This is a genomic window from Rhodococcus sp. P4_F3_2 (assembly GCF_056401335.1).
Window position 1 is genome coordinate 97,913 of the sequence record NZ_JBFUJN010000008.1, and the last position, 16,186, is coordinate 114,098.

At 61.9% G+C, this 16,186-nt stretch carries 13 protein-coding genes; 4 read left to right on the forward strand and 9 right to left on the reverse strand.

The window, feature by feature from the left end; translation table 11 throughout:
- Nucleotides 1-3 precede the first annotated feature (3 nt).
- The 4 genes from AC1DWA_RS10765 to AC1DWA_RS10780 form a co-directional block, all read right to left on the reverse strand.
- Entirely contained in the window at nt 4-2,718 is a 2,715-nt protein-coding gene (locus AC1DWA_RS10765) for a winged helix-turn-helix domain-containing protein (RefSeq protein WP_477846016.1), read from the reverse strand.
- Nucleotides 2,719-2,895: 177 nt separating this feature from the next.
- Nucleotides 2,896-3,858 carry an asparaginase gene (locus AC1DWA_RS10770; RefSeq protein ID WP_477846017.1) on the reverse strand — a complete coding sequence of 321 codons (963 nt, stop codon included), beginning with the start codon at nt 3,856-3,858 and terminating at the stop codon, nt 2,896-2,898.
- 15 nt (nt 3,859-3,873) lie between these two features.
- Nucleotides 3,874-5,319: an amino acid permease gene (locus tag AC1DWA_RS10775; protein ID WP_019745846.1), complete on the reverse strand. Its 1,446-nt coding sequence runs from the start codon at nt 5,317-5,319 to the stop codon at nt 3,874-3,876.
- Entirely contained in the window at nt 5,319-6,758 is a 1,440-nt protein-coding gene (locus AC1DWA_RS10780; RefSeq protein WP_021345919.1) for an aspartate ammonia-lyase, read from the reverse strand. The genes AC1DWA_RS10775 and AC1DWA_RS10780 overlap by 1 nt, the downstream gene beginning before the upstream one ends.
- 216 nt (nt 6,759-6,974) lie before the next feature.
- Here AC1DWA_RS10780 and AC1DWA_RS10785 point away from each other — a divergent pair, with 216 nt between their 5' ends.
- Together AC1DWA_RS10785 and AC1DWA_RS10790 are read left to right on the forward strand one after the other, a co-directional pair.
- Nucleotides 6,975-7,685 carry a FadR/GntR family transcriptional regulator gene (locus tag AC1DWA_RS10785; RefSeq protein ID WP_021333372.1) on the forward strand — a complete coding sequence of 237 codons (711 nt, stop codon included), beginning with the start codon at nt 6,975-6,977 and terminating at the stop codon, nt 7,683-7,685.
- Nucleotides 7,682-8,443 (forward strand): ankyrin repeat domain-containing protein, encoded by a 762-nt coding sequence (locus AC1DWA_RS10790; protein WP_477846018.1) that lies wholly within the window; start codon nt 7,682-7,684, stop codon nt 8,441-8,443. Before AC1DWA_RS10785 ends, AC1DWA_RS10790 begins: the two co-directional genes overlap by 4 nt.
- Here the strand turns inward: AC1DWA_RS10790 and AC1DWA_RS10795 are convergent.
- Nucleotides 8,404-9,375 carry a helix-turn-helix domain-containing protein gene (locus AC1DWA_RS10795; RefSeq protein ID WP_387403472.1) on the reverse strand — a complete coding sequence of 324 codons (972 nt, stop codon included), beginning with the start codon at nt 9,373-9,375 and terminating at the stop codon, nt 8,404-8,406. The genes AC1DWA_RS10790 and AC1DWA_RS10795 overlap by 40 nt on opposite strands.
- Before the next feature lie 168 nt (nt 9,376-9,543).
- Here AC1DWA_RS10795 and AC1DWA_RS10800 point away from each other — a divergent pair, with 168 nt between their 5' ends.
- Complete coding sequence (locus AC1DWA_RS10800; protein WP_070795494.1) at nt 9,544-10,350, forward strand: alpha/beta hydrolase; 807 nt, start codon at nt 9,544-9,546, stop codon at nt 10,348-10,350.
- A gap of 31 nt (nt 10,351-10,381) precedes the next feature.
- Here the strand turns inward: AC1DWA_RS10800 and AC1DWA_RS10805 are convergent, their stop codons facing one another.
- The 4 genes from AC1DWA_RS10805 to AC1DWA_RS10820 all read right to left on the reverse strand — a co-directional run bounded on the left by AC1DWA_RS10805 (nt 10,382) and on the right by AC1DWA_RS10820 (nt 15,026).
- Entirely contained in the window at nt 10,382-11,572 is a 1,191-nt protein-coding gene (locus AC1DWA_RS10805) for a lipid-transfer protein (RefSeq protein WP_020909545.1), read from the reverse strand.
- Nucleotides 11,569-12,045, reverse strand: a complete 477-nt coding sequence (locus AC1DWA_RS10810) for a Zn-ribbon domain-containing OB-fold protein (protein WP_477846019.1) — start codon at nt 12,043-12,045, stop codon at nt 11,569-11,571. Before AC1DWA_RS10810 ends, AC1DWA_RS10805 begins: the two co-directional genes overlap by 4 nt.
- Before the next feature lie 212 nt (nt 12,046-12,257).
- Nucleotides 12,258-13,985: an FAD-dependent oxidoreductase gene (locus AC1DWA_RS10815; protein WP_019745838.1), complete on the reverse strand. Its 1,728-nt coding sequence runs from the start codon at nt 13,983-13,985 to the stop codon at nt 12,258-12,260.
- 33 nt (nt 13,986-14,018) lie between these two features.
- On the reverse strand, nt 14,019-15,026 hold the full coding sequence (locus tag AC1DWA_RS10820) for an AurF N-oxygenase family protein (RefSeq protein WP_003943163.1): 1,008 nt from the start codon (nt 15,024-15,026) through the stop codon (nt 14,019-14,021).
- A gap of 232 nt (nt 15,027-15,258) precedes the next feature.
- Between AC1DWA_RS10820 and AC1DWA_RS10825 the strand changes: the two genes are divergently transcribed.
- The gene (locus AC1DWA_RS10825) at nt 15,259-16,146 is read left to right on the forward strand and encodes an SDR family oxidoreductase (RefSeq protein ID WP_019745837.1); all 888 of its coding nucleotides are present in this window, start codon (nt 15,259-15,261) and stop codon (nt 16,144-16,146) included.
- Nucleotides 16,147-16,186: the final 40 nt, after the last annotated feature.

Genomic DNA, 16,186 nt, shown 5'->3' on the forward strand with positions numbered 1-16,186 from the left:
TGCTCAGATGAGTCCGCCGCGGCGCGCAGCCTTGAGTGCGTCGCGTCGGTTACTTACTTCCAACTTCCGATAGATCCCGCGTAGATGCGTCTTGATCGTGTTGACGGAGAGGAACAGCGTGTCGGCGATCGACTCGGTGGTGTCTCCCGAGGCCAGTTCGCGCAGCACGGTGTATTCGCCCGGTGTGAGGATCGGTGCACTCACCAGCTCTTGTGGACGAATGCGGTTGCGTACCTGCTCGGCAAAAGCCTCCTGATCGCCGAAGTGCCCACTGAACTCGTCGAAGATCGGACGCAGTGACGCGCCGTAGTCGAGGAAAGGTCGCAACAGCCCACCGGTTTCTGCGGCTCGCAGGGCTTTGTGCAGCGAACGAAACGACTTGCGCTCGTGACCGGTGGCAGCGTGGATCCCAGCCTCGAGTGTCCAGGCGTAGACGGTGTGGGCGAGCACAGGCTCTTCGGTGGATCCGAGGGCTTCGGAAACCTCGACGAGTGCTTCTGCGAACTTGTTGGACGAGAAAGCCACGGCAGCTCGCGCCAGGTGTATCTCGGAAGTCTCGCCGAACTGATCAGCCGCATCGCGCACGAGTCGGCCGGCCCATTCCACTTCGCCGACCGACAGGCATGCGTTCACGACCGGTGGGAGTAGGGCAAGAGTCGCCAATGAGAAGGTGCGCAGTGCGATCGCGCTGAGCATCGCATCGCGGACGTCGGCAGCGGTCGACCGTCGATCGGCCGCGTCGCCGAGACTATGGAGCCCGAATGTGACGACGGTGTGCCACCCGAATGCCGGGACGCTGGCGCCGAGAACATCTGTGCTCCGGTAGTTTCCGATAGTCGGTATGCGGTACGGAAGTTCGCTGGTGGCGCAGAGATATGCAGCGAAGGCCACCACGGACGCGGACAACTCGTACTCCGCCGTCGTTGTGATTCGGTGTTCGACCGCGTAGTCGATGGCGTAGGTGGAGTGTGCCCTCATCGCCTCGATGTCCCCGCTGAGTGAGGCGACAAATCCTAGCCCGGTCAATGCCTTCAGTACGAATCGCGACCTGCCTCGTAGTGTTCCGAGCGCGACCGCCTGGGTGTATTCGACAGTTGCCCTGTCGAACTCGCGTTTGAGTAGGAGGGCCGTCGCTACCTCGAGGTGAGCGTAGGCTTCGACGTCCGAGTGAGTGCTGTTCTGGCGCCGCACCAGGCGCGAAACCAATGGTTTGTTGTCGGAAGTTGGCGAAGCACAGGAGATTTCCAGACTCATCGCCAGGAACAGTGGCTCGTCCGCAATAGGCGGATGAGTTGCCTCGAGGAGATCGAGGCACGTTGTCGCAGAGGTCATGTCACCGGAATGGAGGGCGGCCGCAGCCAGGACCAGGCGGGTGATCGGAGATTCGGAGACCTGCGTCGGTGCGGATTCGAGCACTCGGACGACGTCTCCGCTGTGCCCGTCGAGTACGAGGCCCAGTCCGCAGCGCTCGAGAAAAGCGAGGATGCGGCACGGGTCGCCGATCGACACCTCGAGTTCGAGCGCCTCGAGTTCGAAATGATGACTCTCGAACCAGGTTGCTGCTCGAAGGTGCGCGCGATTTCTCTCCTCGTGATCGACCCGACGGAACTCTGCGCGGAGGTGTTCGAGGAGAAGGGGGTGGTAGCTGAACCACGTGGTGTGGTCAGCGGAGTCGGTCCGCGTCACGGGGAAGTTGTATTGAATCAGAGCGTCGATCTCGGACCGCGCATTCGAATCGGTCAACGTTTCTGCGAGTTGAGCAGAGAACGAATCGACGACGGATGTCCGCAACATGAATGTCGTGACATGCTCGGGCAAGGATGTCAGGACCTCGTCGACGAGGAAGTCGGCGATCGGGCGCGGCGTATGGGTGAACTCGTTCAATGCATCACCGATGTCGCTCCGGCCTGCCAGGAACGCTGCGGTCAGGCGAACAACAGCGCCCCACCCCTTGGTGAAGTTCTCGACGATTGCGAGCTCGTCGTCGCCGAGGGTGATGTCGTATTCGCCGAACATCGCAGTGATCTCGGTGCGGTCGAAGGCGAGATCGGTGGATGCGAAGCGAGTGAGTCGGCCATCGAGCGCGAGACGATGCCAGGTGAGCGGAGGTTCGTATCGAGCAGCGACGATGATCGACAGATTGTCCGGGGTGTGCGTGAGTATCTGGTCGAGAAGACCGATCGACATCGGATCGTGAAGTGTGTGAACGTCGTCGAGGATCAGCGTCGTTCGGCGATCGTGAGCTTCGACGGTTTCCGCGAAGTGCGCGAGCCACTGTTCGACGGGTCGTCTCGATCCCGCCTGTGCCGGGAACCCTTGGCCGGTGGGCGCGCGACCGGCCGGGTCGAGAGGCGTCGAGATGGCCTCGGCGAGGGATTCGCACAGCACCGACACGTTGTTGTCGCGCTCGGCCAACGTCAGCCAGGCCAGGTCCACGTCAGGGGACGCCCGCGAATACTCACGAGCCCAATTCGCCAGCAGCAGGGTCTTTCCCGCTCCGGCCGGTGCAGAAAGCAGCCCGACGGACCCGGGTCCCGAGCCCTCGGTAGTGGTGGACGCGGTGAGTTTCTGGTGCAACCGGGGACGTGGAACCAGTCCCTTGATTGCAGAGGGCGGGTGAAAGCGCCCGCTGACAGGCACGTCCGACGCGTGAGTGTGCCCGACGCGGTGAGACGCGTCGAGCGTCACTGCAGCGGCATCACGAAATGGGCTGCTCATCCGACTCCTGTTCGACTGGCTGCACTGGACGTGACCGCTGGATCGACATACGTAACGAGTTAGATGATGTGAAACTACCCAATTCGGACACTTGTTAAGCGTCCAAATCAAAAGATTCGGACCAAAGTCCCTGATTTAGCGAGGGGTGCGTTCGAACTACGAACGGCGTCGCCAGTGCTACCGCCTGAACGGCGGGGTGCGAGCAAACCTCGAATATCGGTCGAATGCCTTTTCCAGGCCCACGAGATCCGGATCTGACAACAAGGCCGCCAGAAGTACACGTGCCTGACCGGCCCGAAGATCGGTGGAAAATACAGCGCCTGCGGCGATCAAGTCGTGGCCGCCGCCACCACCACCGTAAACCGGGGAGATTGGCCCCGAGGGCACACGAGTTGTCACGACCACCGGAATGTGAGCGCCTATGCAGTCTCGGACGGCCTCGACGATCGTCGGATTGGCATTTCCCGAACCGAGTCCGTCGAGAACGAGTCCATTTGCCCCGGCGCTCACGCAAGCGTCGATCTGTACGCGGTCTGCCCCGGGATACACGGCGATGATGTCGACGCGGGTGTTCGAAATCGGATGCCACGGCAATGGTTCGGGAGTGTGCAGCAGGGCCGGATCGATGCGCAAGGAGCGGAAGGCATCAAGTGCCGTGGTGTCGGCCTTTCGCGTACCTGCGGCCGGATGGACCGAACCGCCGAAGGCGATGAGGACACCACGTCCCTGCGACGAGATGTCGAGTCCGGCCGCGATCGCCGCGGCCAGATTCGAACGAGCGTCGGACTCGGGATGGTCGAAAGTGCGCTGCGCCCCGGTGAAGACCACCGGACGTCGGTCGTCGTGGTGCAGGTCCAACAAGAACGCAGTTTCCTCCATCGTGTCGGTGCCGTGAAGCACGACCACCGCGTCGAGTCCAGGATCCTTCAATTCGTCGGCTACGGCGTCGCGAACACGATCCATGTCCGCGAAGGTCATGCTCGAGCTGTCCTTCGACATCACGTCCACGACTCGAAGATCGATGTCGGTCTGCTCATTGCCGAGCAGATCTGCACCGGTGATTGCGGGCCGACTGATTCCGTGCGCATCTCGGGTGCTGGCGATGGTGCCACCAGTGGTGACGACTGCGACTTTCGACACTGAGGTCCTTTCACGTCAAGCTGTGGGGCGATGGATGGCCAACTCGCGAATGCGATTCCTGGCGCCGTACCAACCAATCATCAACAGCGGTGCGATGATCGCGATGGAGCCGACGGTCCATGTTCCAACAGGGTTGTCGAATGCCATCAATACGATAACGACCGCAAGAAAGACCAGTGTCGCGATCCCGGTGTACGGTGCGCCGAATATGCGGAAGGGAGGGCGGGTGACTTTGCCTTGTTTCGCAAGTTGCCAGAGCTTCAACTGGCACAACACTATGACTGCCCACGCACTGATGATGCCGAGGGCTGCAAGATTGAGGACTATTTCGAAGGCTTGCGCTGGGACAACAGCATTGAGCCCGACGCCGAACAGAATGACCACGCCGGTGAGTGCGATTCCCCCGTACGGCACTCCGGCTTTGTTCATTTTGGCAGCGAAGGCAGGCGCCGAGCCTGCCATCGCCATCGAATGGAGTATTCGTCCGGTCGAATACAATCCGGCATTGAGGGAAGACAAGGCTGCAGTGAGAACGACCAGATTCATGATCGCATCCGCGCCTTGGATGTTGATCGAACCGAAGAATGTGACGAATGGACTTTCACCGGCGTGGTACTCCGTGTACGGGAGCAACAGCGAGAGCAGTAGTACCGATCCCACGTAGAAGACGAGGATCCGAATGATCACTGTGTTGATTGCCTTGGGTATCACCTTCCGGGGATTTTCGGTCTCTCCGGCCGTGGTTCCCACGAGTTCAATTGAGGCGTAAGCGAACACGACGCCCTGAATCACCACGACTGCCGGAAGTATTCCGTTGGGGAACAGCCCACCATTGTCGGTGATCAGGCTGAATCCGGAGGAATGCCCTTCGATGGGCGTGCCGAAGAGTACGAAATAGACACCGAACCCGAGGAACGCGGTCAACGCAACGACCTTGATCAACGCGAACCAGAACTCCAGCTCTCCGAAGACTTTCACGGACACCAGATTCAGTCCGAGAACCAACACCACCGCGATCAGAGCGAACATCCACTGATCGATGTGCCCCAGTGGCGCCCAGTACTTTTTGAAGAAGTTCATGTACAACGCCACAGCCGTGACATCGACCACGGCAGTCATTGCCCAGTTCATCCAGTACAGCCAACCCGCGGCGAAAGCCATCTTCTCGCCGAAGAATTCGCGTGCGTAGGAAACGAAGGATCCCGAAGTCGGGCGGTGCATCACCAGTTCGCCGAGTGCCCTCAGGATCAGGAACGCGAAGAACCCGCACAACGCGTACACGAGAACCAAGGCCGGGCCCGCCTGTTGGAGTCGCCCTCCCGCACCCATGAAAAGGCCTGTTCCGATCGCACCACCGATCGCGATCATCTGAATCTGTCTGGGGCCGAGCGCCTTCTGATATCCGAGATCCTCTTCAGCGGCAACCTCGGCGTGGGGTGTCTCTTCCCGTTCGACGGTCATCAAACCTCCTCCGCGACGGCGGTAGCATGAGGCTTCTCGCCCGCAACGCGGAGATTGGCGAGATGTTCGGGGCTGAGCAACCGATCGAGTTCCTCGCGGTCGAGCAGGCCCGCTTCGATCACGAGATCGGCGACGCGACGCCCGGAAATCAACGCCTCCTGGGCAATCCGTGTGGACGCGGTATATCCGATGTAGGGATTGAGCGCAGTGACGAGGCCGATGGAGTCTTCGACTCGCGCGCGCAACAGTTCGGTGTTGGCCGTGATACCGAGTACGCACCGGTCCGCCAGAATGCGGCAAGCCGCACCGAGGTGTCGCATTCCTTCGGACAGTGAGTGCACGATGATCGGCTCGAAAGCGTTGAGTTGGAGTTGCCCGGATTCCGCAGCCATCGTAATCGTCACGTCATTGCCGATGACTTCGTACGCGACCTGATTGAGTACCTCGGGAATTACCGGATTGACCTTGCCCGGCATGATCGACGAACCTGCCTGCACCGGAGGCAGATTGATCTCGTTCAATCCGGCTCGCGGACCAGAAGAGAGCAGCCGAAGATCGTTGCACACCTTGGACAACTTCACAGCGACCCGCTTGAGTACGCCGGAGAGGTGGACGAACTGGCCCACGTCTTGGGTCGCTTCGACCAGATCCGTTGCCAACACCAGCGGCAGCCCGGTTAGTGCGCCCAGGTCGGAACAGGCCACCTCGGCGTAGCCGGCAGGTGCGTTGAGACCGGTGCCGATAGCAGTGGCGCCGAGGTTGATCTCGTGAACGAGAAGAGCAGCCTCAGCCAGGCGCGCTCGATCCTCCTCGATCATGACCGCGTAGGTGCCGAACTCCTGACCCAGAGTCATCGGCACGGCGTCCTGCAGTTGGGTGCGTCCCATCTTCACTGTGTCGGCGAACTCGAGAGATTTGGTCGTGAACGCATTCTGGAGTACACGAAGTGCATCCAGCAGGTCCTCGATCGCGAAGATCGTCGAGATGTTGACGGCCGTGGGGTAGACGTCGTTGGTCGATTGGCTCAGGTTCACGTGCTCATTGGGGTGAAGTCGTTCGTAGTCGCCGCGCTGGTGGCCGAGGATTTCCAATGCGCGATTGGCGATTACCTCGTTGGCATTCATGTTCGTCGACGTTCCGGCACCACCCTGGATGACGTCCACCACGAACTGTTCGTGCCACCGGCCGTCCACGATTTCCTTGCATGCCTGTGAGATGGCCTCGGCTCGCGGGCCGTCGAGGATGCCCAGCTTCTCGTTTGCGCTGGCTGCGGCCCATTTGACGTAAGCGATGCCGCGGATCAGATGCGGGTTCGTGGAAATTGTTCGACCAGTGATCGGGAAGTTCTCCATCGCGCGCAAGGTGTGGATTCCCCAGTACGAATCGGCTGGAACTTCGCGATCGCCGAGCAGATCGTGTTCTGTTCGCGTTTCGAGCACTTGATCAATTCCTCGTGTCTCTTCGCGCGAGCATCACTCTGCGCGGTGGGTGTATTTCGGGATCGCAGCGCTGACGGACAAGTAGTAGACCCGCCCAGCTATCGGGCTATCAGGCTGTCTGACAGGTCTAATTGTTACCTCGCTCACTCCTGCACGTCAACCCGTCACCAGGTGCGATGTTTGACGCGGGACTTCGGCAGTCGCAACAATGACGGCATGAACCTGTCAGACAGCTGGGCCACCAGGCGACCAGTCGCCGCGCGGGTGAGTGCTGCCGAGGCAGTCCTCGCAGACCTTCGTGCCGCAATAGCCTCCGGCGATCTGGCAGTCGGAGAGCGTCTCCCGTCCGAAGCGTCCCTGGCCGAAAGGCACGGGGTCAGTCGATCGGTCATCCGTGAAGCCCTGCGCTCGTGCCACGCACTCGGGCTCACCGAGACAAAATCCGGGCTCGGCACCTTCGTCGTCAGTGATTCGATAGCGCGAGACCTCGATTTCGGCAGTTACGCGGCCAACGAATTGGTCGAAGCACGGCCTCATGTCGAAATTCCGGCCGCAGGATGGGCTGCGCAACGGCACACAGCGGAGGAACTGGCAGCCCTCCGCGGACTGGTACAGCAGATGCGTGACGAGGACGATCCGCTCGTATGGGTTGCACTCGACGCCCAATTTCACGGACTGATTGCAAAAGCCAGTAGGAATCGTGTCTTCGAGTCGGTAATCGTCGATATCCGTGAAGCGCTGACAAGGCAATCCGAGACACTCAATCTTGTTGCCGGTCGCCAGGAAAAGTCGAACGAGGAACACGAACGAATAGTCGAAGGAATTGCATCCGGGAGTTACGACCACGCCTCCAGGGCGATGGCCGAACACCTGGACGCCGTCAGGATGACGCTCGAAACACTTGTCCAAGAAAGTGATTCGCTGTGACGGCGCGGCCGCGCAGGTCTGTCCTCGCCTGGGCAATCTTCGCGGTATCAGTGACCGGAGCGTTGGCGGGTTGCAGTTCGTCCGACACCGCGCTGACGCCGACAACCGCGGCGTCAGCGACAACAACGGCAGCTGTACCGCCTACGGGTGTAAAGCCAGCATCGACGCCGGAATCCGAACGCGCGCTCTTCGATGCTGTGGACCGCAATGATCCCGCAGCTGTTACCGCTGCCCTGACTGCCGGCGCGAACATCGAAGCGCGCGGCGAGGGCGAACGGACTCCACTCGTCCAGGCCACCAAGAACAACGCCGTCGCTGCGGCTTCTACGTTGATTCTTGCCGGAGCTGACGTGAACGCGAAGGATTCCATGCAGGATTCGGCCTTCCTGTATTCCGGAGCCGAGGGATTGAACGAGATTCTGGCACTGACGCTCAGCCATGGCGCGGATGTCGACAGCGTGAACCGTTACGGCGGTACGGCTCTGATTCCCGCGAGTGAACACGCGCATGTCGAGACCGTCCGGATGCTGATTGCTGCCGGGGTACCGGTCAATCACGTCAATGATCCGGGGTGGACGGCGCTTCTCGAGGCCGTTGTGTACGGCGACGGCTCGGCGCGCTACGTCGACGTGATCACTCAGCTTCTCGACGCCGGGGCAGATCCCTCTATCCGGGATGCGTCGGGAAAGACCGCATTGGACAATGCCGAAAGCCGTGGTCAGTCAGACGTTGTGGCGCTGCTGCAATCGCGGAGCTGACGCCAACGAGTCGGGCTGACTCCGTAGGCCTGCCGAAACCGTCGGCTGAAGTGTCCGGCGTCGACAAATCCCGCACGGCGCGCAATGGTGGCGATCGGCAGGTCGACGGTAGCGGGTCGAGCGAGTTCGGCCCGAGCTTTCTGCAAGCGCTGGGTGATGATCCACTGCTCGAGCCGGAATTCGTTGTCCGAACAGATCTTGTACAGCTGACGCAGTGAGATGCTGTGGGCATGGGCAATTCGTGCAGGATGCAGCGCCGGATCGTGAAGGTGTTCGCGGATGTATCCGCGGACCGATGTCAACGTGAGTGCCGATCTCGGAGCGGAGGCGTCGGGATTTGCATGCGTGATCGATGCGACCAAAGCGCGCGCCAGTTCGATCGAGGCCTCGCCCAATTGTTCGGCGGCAGGATCGGTCTCCAACTGATCGGCGCTGCGGAACAATTCACGAACGTGCGCGATCATCAAGGGGTACAGGTTGCTGTGGTGAGGTCGCGTGGCAGCGTCTCGCACGGTGTCGATCGGTAGTCCCAGCCGATCCATCGGAACGTAGAGGCACTGGGAAGCGCCCGTTCCCGTCCAGGAGAAATCGTAGGTCGACGTCAGGTCCGTCATGAGTAGTTCACCGGCCGGGACTCTGCGTTGCTCATCGTGCTGATCTAGATGGCCGATTCCGCTCTCCTGCAGGGCAATCGCGAGAACCGGCATCGACGCTGATCGCACGTGCCGCGGTGTTCTGGTCAATCGCATCCCCGTCGACTCGGAGCGGAACAGTGATGCTGCGCCCAGATTCCACACGTTCATCCGGGCGCTCACGCCCGCCGGATCCTCCAAGTGGATCGCACAGGGAACCGATGCGCGTCCCATCGCGTCGACGAAGGCGTCCGTGCGTTGGTCAGGCTCCAGCACGGAAGTATCCAGGAGCAAAGCCATGCAGCCTTGATACCCCGGGATGTGGACGCTCAACCAGAATTTGTGCACCGTGAGCCCAGAAGTCTGCACGGACAGTCACGTCCGTCGCAGCAGGTATTTCTAGGATCGAAACGGGCGTGTCCCGGCCTACCGCAGTTTCTCGCTTGCCTACGAGAGTGAAGGAAACGCATGAAGATCTCACGTGTATTCACAGCAGTTCTGGCAATGCTCATGACAGTCGCGGCCGGACTGATCTTCGGTTCCGGTGCTGCGGTGGCAGGCCCCAAGCCAACTGTCGTTCTGGTTCACGGAGCCTTTGCCGACGCCACCAGTTGGGACGGAGTTGCCGCCGACCTACGCTCGCGTGGCTATCGCGTCGTGACGCCGGACAATCCTCTGCGCGGGCCGGCTTACGACGCGTCCGTGATCGAGAAGACGGTTGCGGACATCGACGGCCCCGTCGTTCTCGTCGGGCACTCGTACGGCGGCGCGGTGATCACCAATGTCCACGATCCGAAGGTCCAGTCGCTGGTCTACATCGCGGCGTTCGGTCCGGTGGAGGGTGAGCCGGTACAGATCACGATCGACCCGATTCGATTCCCTGGCAGCCAATTGCTTCCTCCCGCTCTGGGATTGAGGATCGTCGACGATCCTCACGCGATCGGCGGGAAGAACGTCGACGGCTACGTCACGGACGAGTATTTCCATTCCGTCTTCGCTCAAGACGTTTCCGACGAGACGGCGGCAACGATGTTGGCTCACCAGAAGTCCGCCGCTTTGTGGGCGAACCTCGAACTCGGCGGGCCACCGTCGTGGGCGAACACACCGAGCTGGTATCTGGTCGCCGGTGAGGATCGCGTGATCCCAGCTTCGGCGCAGCGGTTCATGGCAAACCGGATGGGCGCGAACACCAGCGAACTCCCGACCTCCCATGCCTCGCTGGTCTCACAGCCAGGGGCAGTGGCAGACGTGATCGTGGCGGCCGCTCACGGGTGAGTGTGCGACCGCCACGAAAGTAGAAACAGGGTCAGGCGGAAACGATCACCGAGGAGCCGTGTCCGAACAGGCCTTGGTTGGCGGTGATACCGATGCGGGCGCCTTCGACCTGACGGCCTTCGGCTTGTCCGCGCAGCTGCCAGGTGAGCTCGCACACCTGCGCAAGTGCCTGTGCGGGAACGGCTTCGCCGAAGCACGCGAGACCGCCGGACGGATTGACCGGGATGCGGCCTCCGATACTGGTGTCACCCGCACGTAGAAGGTGCTCGGCCTCGCCCCGCTTGCACAGCGCGAGGTCTTCGATCCAGTCCAGTTCCACCGAGGTAGCGAGGTCGTAGACCTCGGCGACGTCGACGTCTTCGGGAGAGATTCCGGCTTCCTCGTACGCGGCGTAGCCGATGGATTCCTTGAACGTGCGCTCCGGAGCCGGGACGGCGGAGCTGGAATCGGTGGAGAAGTTCGGCATATCCATGATCGTCTGCGGGAACGTCGGCGTGACCGTCGAAATAGCCTTGATGCGAACAGGTTCCGCGATGCCCATCTTGCGGGCGTATTCCATCGACGTCAGCAAGATTGCGGCGCCGCCGTCGGACGTCGCGCAGATGTCGAGCAAATGCAGGGGATTGGACACCACGGGGGATGCCAACACGTTCTCGACGGTGACTTCCTTGCGGTAGCGCGCATTCGGATTATTGAGCCCGTGCTTGGCGTTCTTGACCTTCACGTTGGCGAAGTCCTCCGCGGTGGCGCCGTAGAGGTCGATGCGACGACGCGCGTTGAGCGCGAAGTACGCCGGGTTGGTCATACCCATGAGGCGGAAGCGCAGCCAGTCCGGGTCGTCCCAACGCTCACCGGCGACGGGAGCGAGGAAACCCTTGGGGGTGGTGTCCGCGCCGACGACCAGGGCAACTTCGCTGAGGCCGGCCAGGATTCGTGCGCGAGCGGTGTCGAGTGCCTGGGCTCCCGTCGCGCACGCTGCGTACGACGTGGCGACGCGAGCGCCGTTCCAGCCGAGGGCCTGAGCGAACGTGGCTCCGGCGACGTATCCGCCGTAACCGTTGCGGACAGTTTCGCCGCCGACGATGAAGTCGACGTCCTGCCAATTCACACCCGAATCGGCGAGCGCGGCGCGAGCGGCGGCAACGCCGTATTTCACGAACGACTGCCCCCACTTGCCCCAGGGGTGCATTCCGACACCGAGTACTGCGACGTCCTTGCTCATGACTGCGACTCCTGATCAGCTGCGGCGACAGGCTTCCAGCGCCACGTCGTACGTACTCCGGTTTCGTCGGTGTACAGCGGCTCGACAACCAATTCGACGGTATTGCCGACCTTGAGATCGTCGACGCCGAATCCGTCGGCCACCTGGCCGAGGATGACGATCCCCTCGGGCAACTCGACTGCTGCGAGAGCAAAAGGCTCGTACGGATCCGAGCGCGGGATGTACGGCGGCGGGGGCTGGTACTGCGCGTCGGTGTACGACCAGACAGTGCCGCGGCGGGAGAGTTCCACGTCGTCGAACTCCTCGCTGAAGCAGCTCGGGCTCTTGCAGAACGTCGCCTCACGAGGGAAGGAAATGGTGCCGCAGGATTGGCACTTCGTGCCGATCAGAGCAGGTTCGTCGCCGGTGGTGAACCAACCCTCTACTGCAGGTGTCACACTCCCGTTCGGCGCCGGCGTTGCAGTCTCGCTCATGCAATCCTCATCTGGTTGGCGAGCCTGATCCGGGGGATCGTGGGCCCGCTGTGCCGCTTACTGGAACAGGTTGCAGTATTACACGATTTCGGCCGCTGACGGGCAAAAATTTTCGCTGAGTGGGACGCTGCCGGAACGCAGACGGCCCCGCCGGGCAGACGAGTCTGCAGGCGGGGCCGTGTGCGTGAAAGTAGCTGTTTACCTGTAGCGGATCAGCGAGCGCGAACGGGTCGACCGAATCGACGCGCCGGTTTCACCCGGGCCGCAGCGTCGAGGATGGAGGTGATCTCGACCTGATCCAGAACCTTTTCGCGGACACGGTCGTGCGCAGCGCCGCGTTCCAGTTCCGCCTTGTCGATGGCGTGCCAGCCCTCGCGGTCGACTACGTCGGACTGTCGCGCCCGGACCAGACGATCGACTGCGGAGTCGTCGGCGACCGGGTTGGTCAGGCGTCCGTCGTTGAAGTCGTCGACGAGCATCCTGATCGTTTCCTGCGCGCAGGACTTGTTGGTGCCGATGAACCCACTCGGTCCGCGCTTGATCCAACCGGTCGCGTAGACGCCGGTTGCGGGATCGCCGTTCGGAGCTTCGAGGACGCGGCCGTTCTCATTCGGAATGACCGAAGCACGCTCGTCGAACGGGACGCCGGTGATGGGCACTCCGCGGTAGCCGATCGAGGTGAGGACCAAGCCGGCATCGATGGTCTCGGTATCGCCGGTCGCCTCGATCTGCACGGTTCCGTTGGCGTCGACCAGGGCGTTGCGAGCGAACTCGATTCCACTGACCTGATCGTCGCCGGTGATCGACGTCGGCGTGAGCAGGTAGCGCAACGTGATGCGCTTGTTGCCGACGTCGACGTGATCGCGGTTCTTCAGTGCTTCGAGTAGACGCAACTTCTGCTCGACGGCATGCGGAAGCTCGCCGCGTTTTGCCAGTTCTTCGGTGGCCGAGTCGAGAACCATGTCGTCGGGTCCGACAGAGAGTTCGATGTCCGGCAGTGCCATCAGGCCGGTGAACTCGGGGACTGTGAACGCGGACTGCGCGATTCCGCGTCGACCCACGATGACAACTTCTTCGACGCGACTCTTCCGCAGAGCGGCGAGTGCGTGAGCGGAGATGTCAGTGCCCGCCAACTTCTCGGGATCGGCCGTCAGAATGCGAGCGACGTCGAGCGCGACGTTTCCGTTTCCGATGATGACCGCGCGGCGATGCGAGAGATCGAAGACGTCGTCGGCGTGATCGGGGTGGCCGTTGTACCAGGCCACGAAGTCGGTGGCCGATGCCGTGCCAGGCAGATCAGCACCCGGAATGCCGAGACCACGGTCGGACGAAGCGCCGACTGCGTAGAGCACCGCATGGTGATTTTCGAGCAGTTCGCTGTGCGAGATGTGCTTGCCGATCTCGACGTTGAGGTAGAACTCGAAACCCTTTTGTGCGGCGATCTTGTCGAACAAGCGAGTGACCTGCTTGGTCTTCTGATGGTCCGGAGCAACGCCGGCGCGAACCAAGCCGTAAGGCACAGGAAGGCGATCGAAGACGTTGACCTGCACGTCAGGCTGGGTCAGTAACTCGTCCGCGGCGTACATCGCCGACGGTCCGGAACCGACGATCGCAACGCGCAACGGCGGTCGGCCCTTGTCGACGTGGGCTGCCGGGATGACCTTGGCGAGAAGCGGCCTGGGCCGCTCTTCCTTGTAGAAGTCCGCGTTGATGGACAGGAAGACTCGCTGCGGGTCGGTCAGCTTCGACTCGGGGACGATGGCGTCGACCGGGCAGGCCGAGACGCATGCGCCGCAGTCGACGCAGGCCTGCGGATCGATGTGCAGCATCTCGGCGGTGAGGAAGTCCGGCTCGTCCGGCGTCGGATGGATGCAGTTGACCGGGCAGGCGTAGACGCACGAGGCGTCGCTGCAACAGGACTGCGTGACTACGTGTGGCATGGCGCTATGAGTCCGATCTCGACTGTCCGGGAGCTACGCGGCGGCGTTGTGCGAGCTGCGGTGAGGTTCGCTACGGAAACGTGATGCGCGGCCGTCCATCTTGCAGGCCTTCCACACCAGGCGCGAGGCACGGTTCATCAGGCCGGTGTCGGTGGCCAGCATGCGGACGTCACCGAAGTAGTTGCGCAGGGTCTGGCGCGACTCGGGCAGATCCCAGAACAGGTCCTTCTTCACGGACTTCGGGATGTCGAACTGCTTCCAGAAGGACTTCGGCGGGATGACGATGGCGTCACAGAGAATGCGCATGACGATCGGGAACAGCAGCGAGAGGACGAACCGGTTCGGGCGTGACATCAGCGGGATGCGACGGCTCAGAAGCTTGTGCGCGAACGAGATGTGACGCGCTTCCTCGGCTACGTGGATGGCCATGACCGACTGCATGATCGGGTGGATCTGGCCGCCGGCGCGCAGGATGCTCTTCTGAATGTGGTCGATCGGCTCTTCACCGGCGAGGACACCGACGAAGAACAGTTCGGGGAACGGACCCGCAGCGAGGGGGATGAAGGGTGCAAGCATCTTCATCGGACGGCTCATGCCGGGAGCGTCGGCACCGATGCGGTTGACCATCTCCTGGAACATCATCGTGTGGTTGCACTCTTCGACCGACTCGTGCGTGCAGTAGCGCGCCTCGGCCGAATCGTTGGGCAGCGAGAAGACGTACTGCATCATGCCGCGGATCAGAATGTTCTCGAACTGGAGACCGACCTTCGCGACATTGGCCTGGCGCCACATGCCGATTTCGATCTGCCTGGCCTCGGACTGCGACTGGTACCAGGGGTGAGCACCCAGCGGGTCTGTCTCGGCCGGGAGGATCCAGCGGCGATCGTTCGGGACGACGGCAAACTCGGGGGAGTCCCAGTCGATGTCGAGGTACGGGTCGAAGTGCTTGTGCACCGAGCCCTCGGACAGGAGTCGAAGCGTCTCGTTGTACGAGTCGTCGGATGCTTCTCCGCGCTTGTCGAGCGGCGATGTGAGCGTCATGGCGTCTCCTCTTCGTTTCGGTCACCGCTGGTATTTCTCGCGGTGTTCGGTGGAATCGAGGGCCGGTTGTGTGATCGCTGGCACTCGGTCTGGGTTTAATGTAACCCGAGGTATCAGGAAAAGCTAGTGGCAGATACTCCTGGATCTCGACGAATTCTTGACACGGTCGAAACGGCGCCATAACTTACTTTTGAGTAATTTCCGCGGTGCGCTCGAAGTTGGCTGTTCAGGGATGGGTTCGCACCGAAACGCACGCGAAGATCGAACCGAGGCCGATGTGATCAGAACGCTGCTCAGCAATATTGCCTTGAGTCCGCCGACGCGTCTGCGCTCCCTTGTTCCGTCACGCGGCGTCACGCTCTCCGACAAGACGATCGTTCTGACAGGAGCTTCCTCGGGGATCGGCGAGGCCACTGCTCATCTCTTGGCTCGTCGGGGAGCCGAGATGATCCTGGTCGCGCGCGGTGAGGAAAACCTCGAACACGTACGGGACGAGATCCACCGCAGGGGAGGGTGGGCGCACATCGTGCCGGCGGACCTCTCCCGCGGTGAAGCCGTCGACGAACTCGCGGAGACGATCGCGGATCGATTCGGGTCGGTCGACATCCTCGTCAACAATGCGGGTCGCTCGATCCGGCGTACCGCGTTGGATTCGGTCGACCGATTCCACGACTACGAGCGCACCATGGCACTCAACTACTTCGGACCTACACGACTGACGTTGCGTCTGCTGCCCGCGATGCTCGAGGCGAAGTCCGGACACATCATCAACGTCGGAACCTGGGGAGTCACTGCCGGCGTGATGCCGAGGTTCAGTGCCTACCACGCGTCGAAGTCTGCTCTCAGTGCCTTCGGCCGAAGCCTCGGCGCGGAATGTCACGGCACCGGTGTCGATGTCACCACAGTGCAATTCCCACTCATACGAACACCGATGATCGCGCCGACGGCGGATTACGTGAGCCAGCCGGCGCTGACGGCCGATCAAGCTGCATCGTGGATCTTGCGGGCGATCAATACGCGTCCCGTCGAGCTGTATCCGCGGTACGCGGGGCTGTTACGAGCGATTGACGTTGTATCCCCTTCTGCCACTGACGCTCTCGTGCGAAGGGCAGGGATCTGAGGGGTTGGGATCTGAGGGGTTGGGATCTGACCAGAAACGT

Bases quoted from the DNA above. Each gene is read 5' to 3' on its own strand.
- AC1DWA_RS10800 (WP_070795494.1), top strand. From the start codon at position 9,544: ATGAAGATCTCACGTGTATTCACAGCAGTTCTGGCAATGCTCATGACA.
- AC1DWA_RS10805 (WP_020909545.1), bottom strand. From the start codon at position 11,572: ATGAGCAAGGACGTCGCAGTACTCGGTGTCGGAATGCACCCCTGGGGC.
- AC1DWA_RS10815 (WP_019745838.1), bottom strand. From the start codon at position 13,985: ATGCCACACGTAGTCACGCAGTCCTGTTGCAGCGACGCCTCGTGCGTC.
- AC1DWA_RS10765 (WP_477846016.1), bottom strand. From the start codon at position 2,718: ATGAGCAGCCCATTTCGTGATGCCGCTGCAGTGACGCTCGACGCGTCT.
- AC1DWA_RS10775 (WP_019745846.1), bottom strand. From the start codon at position 5,319: ATGACCGTCGAACGGGAAGAGACACCCCACGCCGAGGTTGCCGCTGAA.
- AC1DWA_RS10795 (WP_387403472.1), bottom strand. From the start codon at position 9,375: ATGGCTTTGCTCCTGGATACTTCCGTGCTGGAGCCTGACCAACGCACG.
- AC1DWA_RS10820 (WP_003943163.1), bottom strand. From the start codon at position 15,026: ATGACGCTCACATCGCCGCTCGACAAGCGCGGAGAAGCATCCGACGAC.
- AC1DWA_RS10810 (WP_477846019.1), bottom strand. From the start codon at position 12,045: ATGAGCGAGACTGCAACGCCGGCGCCGAACGGGAGTGTGACACCTGCA.
- AC1DWA_RS10785 (WP_021333372.1), top strand. From the start codon at position 6,975: ATGAACCTGTCAGACAGCTGGGCCACCAGGCGACCAGTCGCCGCGCGG.
- AC1DWA_RS10825 (WP_019745837.1), top strand. From the start codon at position 15,259: ATGGGTTCGCACCGAAACGCACGCGAAGATCGAACCGAGGCCGATGTG.